The sequence below is a fragment of the Streptomyces anthophorae genome (assembly GCF_049310305.1).
Lineage (GTDB): Bacteria > Actinomycetota > Actinomycetes > Streptomycetales > Streptomycetaceae > Streptomyces.
The window spans coordinates 4,158,365-4,172,742 of the sequence record NZ_JBLWQQ010000001.1 but is presented as its reverse complement, the minus strand read 5'-3'; the positions used below and the strand labels follow the sequence as shown (position 1 = coordinate 4,172,742).

The 14,378-nt window shown below is 73.4% G+C and carries 8 protein-coding genes; 4 read left to right on the top strand and 4 right to left on the bottom strand.

The window, feature by feature from the left end; genetic code table 11:
• Window positions 1-231: 231 nt before the first annotated feature.
• Window positions 232-2,196 (top strand): HelD family protein, encoded by a 1,965-nt coding sequence (locus ACNYS0_RS18685; RefSeq protein WP_422482718.1) that lies wholly within the window; start codon window positions 232-234, stop codon window positions 2,194-2,196.
• Between the two features lie 156 nt (window positions 2,197-2,352).
• Here ACNYS0_RS18685 and ACNYS0_RS18680 read toward each other — a convergent pair whose 3' ends face one another.
• The gene (locus tag ACNYS0_RS18680) at window positions 2,353-3,048 is read right to left on the bottom strand and encodes a copper homeostasis protein CutC (RefSeq protein ID WP_422475086.1); all 696 of its coding nucleotides are present in this window, start codon (window positions 3,046-3,048) and stop codon (window positions 2,353-2,355) included.
• Window positions 3,049-3,246: 198 nt separating this feature from the next.
• Here ACNYS0_RS18680 and ACNYS0_RS18675 point away from each other — a divergent pair, with 198 nt between their 5' ends.
• Both ACNYS0_RS18675 and ACNYS0_RS18670 read left to right on the top strand, forming a co-directional pair.
• Window positions 3,247-5,538: a heavy metal translocating P-type ATPase gene (locus ACNYS0_RS18675; protein ID WP_422475084.1), complete on the top strand. Its 2,292-nt coding sequence runs from the start codon at window positions 3,247-3,249 to the stop codon at window positions 5,536-5,538.
• 54 nt (window positions 5,539-5,592) lie between these two features.
• Complete coding sequence (locus ACNYS0_RS18670) at window positions 5,593-6,765, top strand: glycosyltransferase 87 family protein (RefSeq protein WP_422475082.1); 1,173 nt, start codon at window positions 5,593-5,595, stop codon at window positions 6,763-6,765.
• Window positions 6,766-6,915: 150 nt separating this feature from the next.
• On the opposite strand, the gene ACNYS0_RS18665 is transcribed toward ACNYS0_RS18670, so the two are convergent.
• Together ACNYS0_RS18665 and ACNYS0_RS18660 are read right to left on the bottom strand one after the other, a co-directional pair.
• On the bottom strand, window positions 6,916-8,559 hold the full coding sequence (locus tag ACNYS0_RS18665; RefSeq protein ID WP_422475080.1) for a DNA repair helicase XPB: 1,644 nt from the start codon (window positions 8,557-8,559) through the stop codon (window positions 6,916-6,918).
• A 63-nt stretch (window positions 8,560-8,622) separates the two neighbouring features.
• Window positions 8,623-11,079 (bottom strand): helicase-associated domain-containing protein, encoded by a 2,457-nt coding sequence (locus ACNYS0_RS18660; protein WP_422475078.1) that lies wholly within the window; start codon window positions 11,077-11,079, stop codon window positions 8,623-8,625.
• Between the two features lie 1,105 nt (window positions 11,080-12,184).
• Between ACNYS0_RS18660 and ACNYS0_RS18655 the strand changes: the two genes are divergently transcribed.
• Complete coding sequence (locus ACNYS0_RS18655; protein ID WP_422475076.1) at window positions 12,185-13,282, top strand: HAAS signaling domain-containing protein; 1,098 nt, start codon at window positions 12,185-12,187, stop codon at window positions 13,280-13,282.
• Between the two features lie 51 nt (window positions 13,283-13,333).
• Here the strand turns inward: ACNYS0_RS18655 and ACNYS0_RS18650 are convergent, their stop codons facing one another.
• Complete coding sequence (locus tag ACNYS0_RS18650; RefSeq protein WP_422475074.1) at window positions 13,334-14,302, bottom strand: ABC transporter substrate-binding protein; 969 nt, start codon at window positions 14,300-14,302, stop codon at window positions 13,334-13,336.
• Between the last annotated feature and the right edge of the window lie 76 nt (window positions 14,303-14,378).

The following is a 14,378-nucleotide window of genomic DNA, read 5'->3' as shown; positions in this document are numbered from 1 at the left end:
ACGGCAGCCGTCCCGTAAACTCCCCCGTCTGCCCGCCTCCCCGCACCGACACCCGTCGAACCGCAGGAGCGCCGCCGACCGGACGGAAACCGGCCGGGAACGTTGTACACGCGTACCTGGATCCGGAGGCAGCACCCCGTGAGCACGTCACCGTCGTCGTCCGCGCCCTCGACCTCACCGCTCGAGCGCGAGCGCGCGCATCTGGTCTCGTCCCGCTCCGCCCTGCGCGCGATGCGCGAGGACGCGGAGGCGCTCGACATCCGCGACGTCACCGCGAACTGGGTGAACGCCGAGGTGCTCCAGCACCAGATCGACGAGCGGATCAAGGCGCTCGCCGACCTCAGCCACACCCCGCTGTTCTTCGGCCGGCTCGACTATCTGCACGCACCGGGGGCGGACGTCGCCGAGGGCGCCGAGGGCGAGAAGTTCTACATCGGGCGGCGGCACGTGCACGACGCCGAGGGCGACCCGATGGTGATCGACTGGCGCGCGCCCGTGTCCCAGCCGTTCTACCGGGCCTCCAAGAAGGACCCGATGGACGTCGCGCTGCGCCGCCGCTTCGGTTACACGGGCGGCGACCTCACCGCGTACGAGGACGAGCACCTCACCGACCCGTCGGAGGCGGAGCGGACCAGCAAACTGCTCCAGCAGGAGATCGAGCGGCCGCGCGTCGGCCCGATGCGCGACATCGTTGCCACCATTCAGCCGGAGCAGGACGAGATCGTCAGGAGCGGGCTCGCCGGGTCCGTGTGCGTGCAGGGCGGCCCCGGGACCGGAAAGACGGCGGTGGGCCTGCACCGCGTCGCGTACCTCCTGTACGCGCACCGGGAGCGCCTGGCCCGCACCGGGACGCTGGTCATCGGGCCGAACGCGTCCTTCCTCCACTACATCGAGCAAGTGCTGCCCGCGCTCGGCGAGTTGGAGGTCAAGCAGGCGACGGTGGACGACCTCGTCGCGCATGTGGAGGTGCGGGGCGTCGACGATGCCGCAGCCGCCCTGGTGAAGGGCGACGCGCGGATGGCCGAGGTGCTGCGGCGGGCGCTGCGCTCGCACATCGCGCTGCCGAGCGAGGGCATCGTGGTGGTGCGGGGCTCGCGCCGCTGGCGGGTCGCCTCGTACGAACTGGAGGAGATCGTACGGGAGTTGATGGCCCGCGACATGCGGTACGGGGCGGCGCGCGAGGCCCTGCCGCAGCGGATCGCGCACGCCGTGCTCGTCCAGATGGAGCGTGCGGGCGAGGCGCCCGACGACCGGGTGCAGAACGCGGTGGCGCGCAATGCCGCCGTGAAGGCCGCGGTCAAGGAGATCTGGCCGCCCGTCGACCCCGCGAAGCTGGTGCTGCGGCTGCTCTCGGATGCCGCCTTCCTGGCCGAGCACGCGGGCGGGCTGCTCGACGAGGACGAGCAGAAGACGGTGCTGTGGACCAAGCCTGCGCGGAGTGTGAAGAGCGCCAAGTGGGCCGCCGCGGACGCCGTGTTGATCGACGAGGCGATGGACCTGATCGGGCGGACGCACTCGCTGGGCCATGTGGTGCTCGACGAGGCGCAGGACCTGTCGCCCATGCAGTACCGGGCCGTCGGGCGGCGCGCGACGACGGGCTCGGTGACGGTACTCGGGGACCTGGCGCAGGGTACGACGCCGTGGGCGACGCGGAGCTGGGACGAGGCGCTGTCCCACCTCGGCAAGCCGGACGCGGTGGTGGAGGAGCTGACGGCGGGCTTCCGTGTGCCGACGGACGTCATCGCGTACGCGTCCCGGCTGCTGCCGGACATCGCGCCGGGGCTCACGCCCGTGGCGTCGGTCCGGGAGAACCCGGGGGCGTTCGAGGTGCGGACGGTGGCCGGGTCCGGGGACGTGGTGGCGGCGTGCGTCGAGGCGCTGCGGAACGAGGGCTCGGTCGGGCTCATCGCGGCGGACGCGCGGTGCGAGGCGCTGGGCGAGGCGCTGGCGGAGGCGGGGTTGCGGTACCTCGCACCGGGCGAGGAGACGACGGCGGAGGCGCGTCTGACACTGGTCCCGGCGTCCCTGGCCAAGGGCCTCGAATACGACTACGTGGTCCTGGACGAACCGGCGGCCGTGGTCGACGGCGAACCGGACGAACGGACGGGCCTGCGCCGCCTGTACGTGGCGCTGACCCGAGCGGTCTCGGGCCTGGTGGTGACCCACACGTCCCCGTTGCCGGAACAACTGGCCTAACCGTGGCCGGGGCCTCCGGTGTTGGTCACGCGGCACCGGGGGCCGCCTTGCCCACCCTGCCGCCCAAGGCGGCAGATTGCCCAAGGCGAGGCAAATCAAGCCCCTGCGGCGATTGAGCAGCGGGGTCCGGGGCGGAGCCCCGAGTCGTAGGGGCGGCTACCCGTCCAGCGCCTCACGCCACACCCGCACCGCATCCGCCGAAACGGGAGCCGACCAACCCGCGGGGCGACTCGCCCCGCCGATGTGGAACGCCGACACCCCCGCCGCCCGCAACCCCGGCACATGGTCGAGGCGGAGCCCCCCGCCCACCAGGATCTGCTGCTCGTACCCCGGCTCACCGGAGACGGACCGCCCCGCCTCCGCGAGGAGCACGTCGAGCCCCGCGTCCACCCCGTCCGCCGACCCGGCCGTGAGGTACGTGTCGAGCCCCGGCAGGTCCGCCAGCTGCTTGCGCAGCGCATCGCGGTCGGCGGCCCGGTCGATCGCCCGGTGGAACGTCCACCGGCAGCCGTCAAGACCTGCCACGACCGACTCCACCGCGGCCAGGTCCGGACCCCCCTGCTCGTCGAGGAACCCGAGCACGAACTCGTCCGCCCCCGCCGCGCGCAGCGTCTTCGCGGCACGCACGAGCGCGCTCGTGTCGCCCGCTGCGAACCCGTCGGTCAGTCGGAGCATCACGCGCAGCCGGATGTCCACGGCCTCGCGGATCGCGGAGAACGTCTCCACGGACGGCGTGAGTCCGTCCGCCGCCATGTCCGTGACCAGCTCGAGCCGGTCCGCACCCCCGGCCTGAGCGGCGACCGCGTCCTCGGCGTCGAGGGCGATCACCTCCAGGACTGCACGCTCGCTCATGAGGCTCCAGACAGGTCTAGTCCAATGGTCCGCCTGCCCACTTTACGCCGAGGGCCCCGCGATCGCGAGCACTCCCCGCCGCCAGGCCGCCGCGCTTGCGTCAGATACCCCCAGGGGGTATAACTGAACCACGTTGAGAGGTACCCATAGGGGGTACGCGGAACGTACTCGGCCGCACCCCGCAATCGAGGAGGCACCATGTCGGCGCACACCGTCGTCCCGCCCGAACAGGTGGAACTGGCCATCGGCGGCATGACCTGCGCGTCGTGCGCGGCTCGTGTCGAGAAGAAGCTCAACCGCATGGACGGCGTCGAGGCGACCGTCAACTACGCGACCGAGAAGGCCAAGGTCAGCTACGCGGAAGGCGTCGAGGTCGCGGACCTCATCGCCACCGTCGAGGCCACGGGGTACACGGCGAAGCCGCCCGCTCCCCCCGCCGCCCCCACCGGGGCCGCGGCGGGCGAGGGAGAGGACGAGGGGGAATCCACGGAGGACGGCCGCGAGCTGCGCACGCTGCGGGAGCGGCTGATCACCTCCATCGTGCTCGCCGTGCCCGTCATCGCGATGTCGATGATCCCGGCCCTCCAGTTCGAGTACTGGCAGTGGCTGTCCCTGACCCTCGCCGCGCCCGTCGTCGTGTACGCGGCCTGGCCCTTCCACAAGGCCGCCTTCACCAACGCACGGCACGGCGCCGCGACGATGGACACGCTGGTCTCGGTCGGAGTGTCCGCCGCGTTCCTGTGGTCGCTGTGGGCGCTGTTCTTCGGTACGGCCGGCATGCCCGGCATGACGCACCCCTTCGAGCTGACCATCGCCCGCACCGACGGTGCGGGGAACATCTATCTGGAGGCCGCCGCGGGCGTCACCGCGTTCATCCTCGCGGGCCGCTACTTCGAGGCCCGCTCCAAGCGGAAGGCGGGCGCCGCGCTGCGGGCGCTGCTGCACCTGGGCGCCAAGGACGTGACCGTCGTACGCGACGGTGGGCGCGAGGAGACCATTCCCGTGGGCGAGCTGAAGGTCGGGGACCGGTTCCTCGTGCGGCCCGGCGAGAAGATCGCCACGGACGGCGCGGTCGTCGAGGGCACCTCCGCCGTGGACGCCTCCATGCTCACCGGCGAGTCCGTGCCCGTCGAGGTCGAGACCGGCGACGCCGTCACGGGCGCCACGCTGAACGTCGGCGGGCGGCTCGTCGTCGAGGCGACCCGCGTCGGCTCCGACACCCAGCTCGCCCGGATGGCGAAGCTCGTCGAGGACGCGCAGAACGGCAAGGCCGCGGCCCAGCGGCTCGCCGACAGGATCTCCGCGGTGTTCGTGCCGGTGGTCATCGCGCTCGCCCTCGCCACGCTCGCCTTCTGGCTGCTCAAGGGGGAGGGGCTGACCGCCGCCTTCACCGCGGCCGTCGCCGTACTGATCATCGCCTGCCCGTGCGCCCTCGGGCTCGCGACGCCCACCGCCCTCATGGTCGGCACCGGCCGCGGCGCCCAGCTCGGCATTCTGATCAAGGGCCCGGAGGTCCTGGAGACCACCCGCAAGGTCGACACGATCGTCCTCGACAAGACCGGCACCGTCACCACCGGCCGGATGACCCTGCTCGACGCGCACACCGCCGAGGGCGTCGAGCGGGCCGAGGCGCTGCGCCTCGTCGGCGCCCTTGAGCACGCGTCCGAGCACCCGATCGCGCAGGCCGTGGCGGCGGGGGCGGCAGCCGAGGTCGGCACGCTGCCGACACCCGAGGACTTCGTGAACGTCCCCGGGCTCGGCGTCCAGGGCGTCGTGGACGGACACGCGGTGCTGGTCGGCCGCGAGCAGTTGCTGAAGCAGTGGGAGATCAAGCTCCCGGAGGGGCTCGCGAAGGCGAAGGCAGAGGCCGAGGCGGCCGGGCGGACGGCGATCGTCGTGGCCTGGGACGGCGAGGCGCGCGCGGTCCTCGAGGTCGCCGACGCGGTGAAGGAGACCAGCGCGGAGGCGGTCGAGCGGCTGCGCGGGCTCGGCCTGCGGCCGGTGCTGCTGACCGGGGACAACGAGGCGGTGGCCCGTTCCGTCGCCGCCGAGGTCGGCATCACGGACCCGGCGGACGTCATCGCCGAGGTGCTCCCGCAGGACAAGGTCGACGTCGTCAAGCGCCTTCAGGGCGAGGGGCGTTCGGTGGCCATGGTCGGCGACGGCGTCAACGACGCGGCGGCGCTCGCGCAGGCCGACCTCGGGCTCGCGATGGGCACGGGGACGGACGCGGCGATCGAGGCCGGCGACCTCACCCTCGTACGGGGTGATCTGCGGGCGGCGGTCGACGCGATCCGGCTCTCGCGGCGGACGCTGAACACGATCAAGAGCAACCTGTTCTGGGCCTTCGCCTACAACGTGGCGGCGCTGCCGCTCGCCGCGGCCGGGCTGTTGAACCCGATGATCGCGGGGGCGGCGATGGCGTTCTCGTCGGTGTTCGTGGTCGGCAACAGCCTGCGGCTGCGGAGGTTCAAGGGGCAGGTGTCGTAGGCCCGGTGTCGTGGACCGGAAGGGCGCCGTAAGGGGCGGTACAGTCGCCGGACTGTGACCGCCCCTTCACGCTGTGCGTACGCCCTTCTGTCCCTGTCCGTCGCCGCGCTGGTCGCGCTCTGCGCGCTGCGGGGGCTGCCGATGGCGGACGTTCTCGTCTACCGGGCCGAGGGGGCCGCGGTGCTCGCCGGCGGCGGCGATCTGTACGGGTTCGCCGTCACGGAGTGGCGGCTGCCCGCCACCTACCCGCCGTTCGCGGCGCTGCTCTTCGCGCCGACGGCATGGGTGCCGCCGACCGCCCTCAAGGCCGCCTTCCTCCTCGGCAACATCGCGCTGGTCGTGGTGCTGGTCGGGCTGTCCTGCCGGTTCGCGGGGCTGCGGGTGTCGCGGGCGGGTGTGTGCGCGGTCGCCGGGCTCGCGCTGTGGCTCGAACCGGTCTTCCAGACGGTGCTGTTCGGGCAGATCAACCTGGCTCTCGCCTGCCTGATCCTGTGGGATCTGACGCGGCCGCCCGGGGCGCCGGGCAAGGGCCTCGCGCTCGGCATCGCGACCGGCGTCAAGCTCACGCCCGCCGTCTTCATCGTCTACCTGTTCCTCGCGGGAAGGCGCCGTGAGGCGGCGCACGCGGTGGCCGGGTTCGTCGGCACGGTCGTGGTGGGGGCGCTCGTCCTGCCGTACGCGAGCGGGGAGTTCTGGACGCGGCGGCTGTACGAGACGGGGCGGGTCGGCAAGGCGTGGATCGTCGACAACCAGTCCTTGCAGGGGCTGGTGGCGAGGGTGCTGCACGATCCCGAGCCGGGGCTGTGGTGGGCCGTGCCGGCCGGGGTCGTCGCGGTGGTGGGGCTGTACGCGGCGCGTCGCCTACCGGCTGCCCGGGGGGTGGTCCTGGTGGCGTTCACGGCGCTGCTCGTGTCCCCCATCAGCTGGTCGCACCACTGGGTGTGGTGTGTACCGCTGATCGCAGTGGTGTGGAAGGAAGGCCACCGCCGCACGGCGTGGGCGCTCGCGGCCCTCTTCACGTCCCGCACGATGTGGCTCCTGCCGCACGCGGGAGACCTGGACCTCCACCTCCCCTGGTGGCAACAACCCCTGGCCTCCCCGTACGCCCTGGTCGGCGTGGCCCTTCTGGGCGGCGCCGTGGCAGCGCCCCACCGCACACCACCCGCGGCACCGGGCGCCGCCTTGCCCACCCTGCTGCCCAAGGCGGCAGATTGCCCAAGGCGGTAGCGGCCCACGGCCCCTGCGAGCCCGACGCCCCGCGACGGGTGGGCCATTCAAGCCCCTGCGGCGATTGAGCAGCGGGGTCCGGGGCGGAGCCCCGTGGCGTGTGCGGACGGCGCCGGAAACGTGACCCGGTGGACTCCGGCAGGAGGTGTGTCAGCTCTCCGCGAGGAGTTCGTCCGCGTCGACGATCCGGTAGGCGTACCCCTGCTCCGCCAAGAACCGCTGCCGATGCGCCGCGAAGTCCTGGTCGATCGTGTCCCGCGCGACCACGGAGTAGAACCGCGCCTCGTGCCCGTCCGCCTTCGGCCGCAGCACACGGCCGAGCCGCTGCGCCTCCTCCTGGCGCGAGCCGAACGTTCCGGACACCTGGATCGCGACCGTCGCCTCCGGCAGGTCGATGGAGAAGTTCGCGACCTTGGAGACGACCAGGACGGAGATCTCGCCCTGCCGGAACGCCTCGAAGAGCTTCTCGCGCACCGCGTTCGTCGTCTCGCCCTTGATGACCGGCGCGTCCAGGTGCTCGCCCAGCTCGTCGAGCTGGTCGATGTACTGCCCGATGACGAGCGTCTGCTCACCCCGGTGCTTGCGGACCAGCGCCTCCGTCACCTTCTGCTTCGTCGCCGTCGTCGCACAGAACCGGTACTTCTCCTCGGCCTCGGCGGTCGCGTACGCGAGCCGCTCGGAGTCCGTCAGGTTCACCCGGACCTCGACGCAGTCGGCGGGCGCGATGTAGCCCTGCGCCTCGATCTCCTTCCACGGCGCGTCGAACCGCTTGGGCCCGATCAGCGAGAAGACATCGGACTCCCGCCCGTCCTCACGTACGAGCGTCGCGGTGAGACCGAGCCGCCGCCGCGCCTGGAGATCGGCCGTGAACTTGAAGACCGGCGCCGGCAGCAGATGCACCTCGTCGTAGACGACCAGACCCCAGTCACGGGAGTCGAACAGCTCCAGGTGCGGGTACACACCCTTCCGCTTCGTCGTCAGGACCTGGTACGTCGCGATGGTGACCGGGCGGATCTCCTTCTTCGTACCGCTGTACTCACCGATCTCGTCCTCGGTGAGCGAGGTCCGCCTCACGAGCTCGTGCTTCCACTGCCGCGCGGAGACGGTGTTCGTGACGAGGATCAGCGTGGTCGCCTTCGCCTCGGCCATGGCCCCGGCGCCGACCAGCGTCTTACCGGCACCGCACGGCAGCACGACGACACCGGAACCGCCGTGCCAGAAGTTCTCGACGGCCTGCTTCTGGTACGGGCGCAGGGACCACTCGGACTCGTCGAGCGCGATCTCGTGCGCCTCGCCGTCCACGTACCCCGCGAGGTCCTCGGCGGGCCAGCCCAGCTTCAGCAGCGTCTGCTTGATCTGCCCGCGCTCGGAGGGGTGCACGGCGACGGTGTCGGCGTCGATCCGGGCGCCGACCAGCGGCTGGATCCGCTTCGAACGCAGGATCTCCTCGAGGACGGGCCGGTCGGTGCTCGTGAGTACGAGCCCGTGCGCCGGGTGCTTGCTGAGTGTGAGCCGCCCGTAGCGGTCCATCGTCTCGGCGATGTCGACGAGCAGCGCATGCGGCACGGGGTAGCGGGAGAACTCCACCAGCGCGTCCACGACCTGCTCCGCGTCATGCCCGGCGGCCCGCGCGTTCCACAGCCCGAGCGGCGTCACCCGGTAGGTGTGGATGTGCTCGGGAGCCCGCTCCAGCTCGGCGAACGAGGCGATGGCCCGGCGGCAGGCGTCGGCCTTCTCGTGGTCGACCTCGAGGAGCAGGGTCTTGTCGCTCTGGACGATGAGTGGACCGTTCACGTACGCACTTCCTTCCGCACGGGCCAAACGTCCAGTGTGCCGCATCCCGGCAGAAGGGGGGCGTCACTGGTCGGAGAGCTCCGCCACCCCCGTCACCCGGTGCAGCGGATAGGTGCGGACCTCGTCGGCCGTGTGGTCGTACGCCGTGACGAAGCCGCCCTCGACGCGGACGGGGGCGATGACGCGCTGGCTCGCGGCGCCCTCCGCGTTGACGTAGCCGATCCACAGGGCCTCGCCGGTGAGGACCGCGGCCTGCATCGTGGCGAGGGTCTCGGCGGAGCCGGTGCGCGGCAGCTCCCCGTTGCCGGGGTGGGCGGGGGCCTGCTTGCGGGGGGCCGTGGAGGCGGCGTCGCCCGCGCGGATCGCCCGCAGCGCCGCGTCGACGAGCGTGTCGTCGGGCAGCGGCGGGCCGTCGGGGACCGGGTCGGGCGCGGTGCGGGGCGGCGTGCGGTGGGCGTGCGCGCGGGCGATCAGGACGTCGCCCTCGGGGGTCTCGGCGGCCGGGGCGAAGCCCATGGAGCGCAGGCCTTCGAGGAGCGTGCCGGGGTCGGCCTGGGCCGCGAGGACGGTCGGCGCGAGGCGGCGCAGGCGCAGCGGAGCGGACCGCTTGTCCGCGAGGATCTCGCCGAGCACGGCGTCGTCGTCGCAGCGCACGTACGCGGAGGCCGCACCGATCCGCAGGTGGCCGTGGCGGCGGGCGACGTCGTCGATGAGGTAGGCGAGGGGCTGCGGGACCGGCGTCCGGGAGTGCTGGGTGAGGAACGCCTGGAGGTCGGATGCGGTGCGGCCGGCGTCGAGCGCGCGGCGCACCGAGCCCGGCGTGAAGCGGTAGACCGTCGCGCCGCCCTTCGACTCGACGTCCGCCAGCACGGAGAGGGCGTCCGCGAGCGGGCGCTCCAGGGGGCCCGGCGCGACCGCCGTGAGGTCGGCCTGGAGGAGGACGTGGTCGAGCGGTTCGGGCAGCAGCGGCGCCAGCAGCTTCGCGGCGCGGGCGGCGGCGAGGGCCGCCTCGGCGGGGGTGAGGGGGTGCGGGGCGGCGTGGTCGTCGGCCTGGGGCTGGAGCAGCGCCCTGCCGTGCGCCGAGAGCGCTCCGCGGCCGGTGACGCCGAGCAGTTCGGCCTCGGCGAGCGTCCACCGGGCGAGGCGGGTGCGCAGGTCCAGGGCGGCAGGCGAGGGCCGCTCCCAGGTGAGGCGCTCGATCACGGAGTCCGGTTCGGGGGAGGAACCCTCCGGCAGTTCGTCGAGCAGCAGGGCGAGGACCCGGCCGCGCACCTCGGGGGCCGCCGAACGGTCCAGGTGCGGGCCGAGGGCGGACAGCGTCCTGTCCTTGCCGTCACGGCCGCCGACGAGTCCCGGCGTGCGGGTCGCCGGGAGCCAGGCCGCGGCGAGGCGCTCCCAGCGCTCGGCGGGCGGCAGCAGCACCCACTCGTCGTACGCGGGGGTGGCCGCGTACCGCTCGTCCGCCTCGCCATCGGAGGCCAACAGGCCCGCGGCGTAGGCGAGTTCGACCCAGAAGGCGGCGGTCGGCTCGGGGCTGTCGAGGGCGACGGCGGTGCGCTTGAGGTCGCGGACGCTGAGCCCGCCCGCGCGAAGAACGGCAGGTCCCCCCTCGTCCCAGTCCTTCAGCAGCTCCTCCACGGTCGACACCGCCGTGTACGCCTCGGCGGCGGCGGCCGCGTCCACAACCTGTGGACGGTGCGCCGTCTTCTCCCGTACGGGGGGTGCGAGGGGCTGGAGTTCGCGGTGCGCCCGGCCGCCGCGCAGGTGGAGGGCGACCTCGCGGGGCAGCACCACGGTGCCGGGGGTGGTCGGTACGAGCAGGCCGCGGTCGAGCAACCACCGCAGGTGCGCGGCCGGTTGGGCCGTGACCTGACCGTACGGGGGTCCCCAGACGAGCCGGTTCAGCACCTCGACGGACTCGGTCGGCGCCTCGTCGAGCAGCGCCGACATCCGGGTCGGGTCGGTGAACAGGGCGGTGAGCGCGGCGATGGCCGACACGGGGTCGTGCGTGGACGGGAGGCCCGCCGCCGCGACGATCTCCTGCACGCGGCCCGGTGACATCCCGGACGTGACCTCGGCGACGGTCGGGCCGAGGCCGGTCGGGGACGGGTGCTGGGGGGTGGGCGCGAGCAGTTCGCGGGCGGTGCGGACGAGGCGCAGCTGGTCGTCGCCGCCCCAGACGAGGGCCTGGCCGCGGAGGGTGCCGACGGCGCGGGGGAGCGCGGCGACGGAGTCCTCGCCGGGCAGGAGCGACTCCAGCGTCTCGTACGTCGTCGGGTCCGGGGCCACCGCGAGGGCCTGCGCCACCTGTTGCGTGTAGCGGTCCAGGCGGTCGAGGGCGCGGATCACCGAGGCGCGGGTGCCGGCGCGGGTGGCGAGCTGCGTCATGTCGTTCGGCACGGGGCCGAGCAGATCGGGGCGCGAGCGCAGGAGCGCCGCGAGGGACCCGTCGTCGCGCGCGCGGAGCGCTTCCGCGAGGGATCGGGGTGCTGCGGCGGCCGTCTGCTCGTCACTGCTCATCCCACCCACGGTAGCGGGTGCGGGGGCGGTGCCCCTTTGTTGCGGTTTGCCGGGGTGGGCGGGGCCGGTGTGTTGCGGTGGACCGGGGTTCGTGGTGGGGCCGGTTGTTCGTGTGGCGTGGTGCGGGGGTGGGTTGGCGGTTGGGGGTGGGGCCAGTCGTTTGTGTGGCGCGGTGCGGGGTCGTGGTGGGGCCGGTTGTTTGTGTGGCGTGGCGCGGGGTGTGGTTGCCGCCCCGGGGCTGGGGCCTGCGGTCTGCGCTGCGCGGCACCGGCGCGGCGCGGACCGATGTTGCCCCCCCGCTGGTCTCCCACCCGCCGCCCCCTCCGGGGGCTCCGGTGGTCCGGATCTCGGCCGCCGTACCGGAGTGGCGCCTGCTGTTCCGTTGCGCGGCACTGGTCGCGGTGACCTCCGCTCGTCTCCCTCCGCCCGCCCCCTCCGGGGGCTTCGGCGCCCCGGCCGCCGCGCCGGAGCGGTGCTCGCCGTTTCGTTGCGCGGCGCCGTGCCCGACGCCGCGAGGTGTCGTCGAAACGGCCGGGGAGCTGCCCCGGCCACACACCCGGGAATGGCCTTGCCCTCTTGGGGGAACGTGCCTGGCGGAGGCAGCCTGGTGAGGGCCGAGTTGTTCGTCGCGGGGTGGGTGGGCGTGAATCAAGCCAGTTCGTGGACCCGGCGAGGGGCGCGAGCTCGTCGGGCGGCCAGGGCCGGGGCGCAGCCCAGGCAAAACCCCGGCGCGGCCTTGGCGATCGGCCCCGCGGACTTCGGGCCGAAGCCCCCGGAGGGGCGGGCGGGTGGGAGATGGGCGAGGAAACTGGCCCGGGATCCGGGATCCGGCACCAGCACCAGTCACCCGATGCTCGGCAACCACCCCCTCCCGGCCCTCGACACGGACGCAGGCTCGCCCCGGCGCGCCGAGTACCGGCTCACCCGCGCCAATCCCTGGCCCGGGCCCCCGGCCCACCACGCCAAACCCTGGACCCGGGCCCGGCCCACCCCCGACCACCAGGGACCCCGGCCCACCCGCGACCCCCGGGGACCGGGGAGCGGTCGGGTGGATGCATTCGCGATACCGTCGGAACGTCAACAGCGCCACCCCGGAGGGGACTTCGTGGGGATCGAGAGTGATCAGATCGTCTTCGACTACCTGAGCAAGGTCGGAGACCTGGCCCAGTCGCGGCAACTGCCGTCGTCCGCGCGTATGCGACTCGTCGCGGACCTGCGCACCGAGATCGACCGGCGCCGCACGGCCGGCGGCGCCGAAAGCCCCGCCGCCGTCCGCAAGTTGATCGACAGGCTCGGGACCCCGGACCAGATCGTCGCCGGCGCGAAGGACGGCGACGGCACCTACGATTTCGGCGCTGCGGGCGACGACGAGCCCGAGCAGGGCAAGGGAGCGCTCGGCCGCATCGTGCCGAAGGCCCGCGCACCGCGCGCGCCCCGCGCCCCGCGCCCACCCCGCGTACGCCGCAAGGCCGCACCCGACGAGCCCCCCGTGGACGCCGACGAAGGCCCCGCCCCCGTGCACCTCGCCGGCACCGACGAACTGGGCACGATCGAGACCGCCGACTGGTGGCGCGCCGGAGGCGGCGGCATACCGGGCACCGAGATCGACGACGTGCCGGGGTTCGTCGGCGGCATAGAGATCCCCGACATCCTCAAGCCGCCGGGCGCAGGCCGCGGCCCCGACCTCCGCAAGCGCCCGCTCCCCGAACCGGCCGGGTACGAGGAGTACGAGGACGACGACGCCGACGACGGCGAAGAGGACGACGACGCCGAGGGCGACGCGAAGTCCGGCCCCTTCGGCGCCCGCCGCCTGTTCCGGCCCCGCCGCGCGTCCGGCCGCGTGCCCCGCGCCTCCTTCGGACGTTCCTTCACCCAGCCGTTCCTGCTGCTCGCCGCCCTCGCCCTGGTCGTCGGCGCCGTGCTCGGCAACATCCTCGTGCTGCTGATCGGCTGGGCCGTCGTCTACCTGTCCCGGCAGCTGACCATGGGGCAGAAGAAGTGGGCGGTGTTCGGCCTGCCGGGAGCCGCCGCGCTCGCCGGCATCGTCTGGCTGTGGGGGCGTGGCGACGGCCGGTGGGGCGATGCGATAGCCGACGGCCGGCTCAGCGGCGCGCTCGACGAGACGTGGCCGTGGGTGCTGCGGTGCGCGGCGTTCGCCTCCGCGCTCTACCTGGTGTGGCGGGCACGCTCACCCAGGCTCTAAGGCCTGTCGTCGAACGCCTGTCGTCGAACGCCTGACGTCAAACGCCCGTCGTCAGGCTCCCAGGTCCGACTGCACCTCGGAGAGGATCTGCTCGGCCGCCGTGTACCCGACGCCCTGAGCCCACAGGTCGTCGTTGACGTTGTAGACGCGGCTGTCCCGCACCGCCCTGATGCCGCGCCACTGGCCGCTCGTGGTGGCCTCCGCGACCTGGGCCAGGCCCGGATTCCCGTACGTGGACGTGAAGATCGCGTCCGCGTCCGCCCTGCCGATCTGCTCGGCCCCCACGTCGTACGAGAGTCCGCCCCTGGCCTGCTTCGTGATCGCCGGACGGCCGAGGCCCACGTCGGACAGGACCGTGGCGGCGGGGGTCCGCCCGCCGAGGATGCGGATGTCGGAGCCCGCGACGAACCGGACGACGTTGACCTCGGTCCGTGCCGCCGCGCCCGCGCCGCCGACGGCCTTGGTGACGGCGTCGACATGTTCCTTGTACGTGGCCGCGACCTGCCGGGCCCGCGTCTTCTCGCCGAGCGCGTCGGCGTGCACGCGGAAGTTCCGCTTCCACTCCGCGTCGGAGGACCCGGTGAGAACGGTGGGGGCGATGGTGGTGAGCTGCTTGTAGCGGCGCCCGTCGTGGGCCTTGTCGCCGAGGATCAGGTCGGGCTTCAGAGCGGCGATCTTCTTGAGGTCGGGGCTGTTCCGCTCGCCGACCTCGGTGATGCCCTTGGTCTTCGGCGCGGGCAGGTACGAGAGGAAGGGCTGATCGCCGCCCGCCCCGGTGGCTCCCACGGGCCGGATGCCGAGGGTGATCGCGGAGTCGAGCCCGGCGGTGTTCAGGACGACCACGCGCTCGGGAACGTTCTTGACCTTGACGCCGCCCATGGCGGTGTCGACCGTGTGGCTGCCGGAGGCCTTGGCGGCGGGCTTCGCGGCGCCCCCGTCGTCGTCCGAGCTGCACGCGGAGAGGGCGAGCGCGAGGGCGAGGGCGAGCGCGGCACCGAGGGCGGGGCGGGTGTGCTTCATGGGCGCCCATGGTGCCCCTGGGATCGCCTGTGGGGAAGCCGTCACGGGTGCGGATCGGCCTCGGGGACGCCGTGGC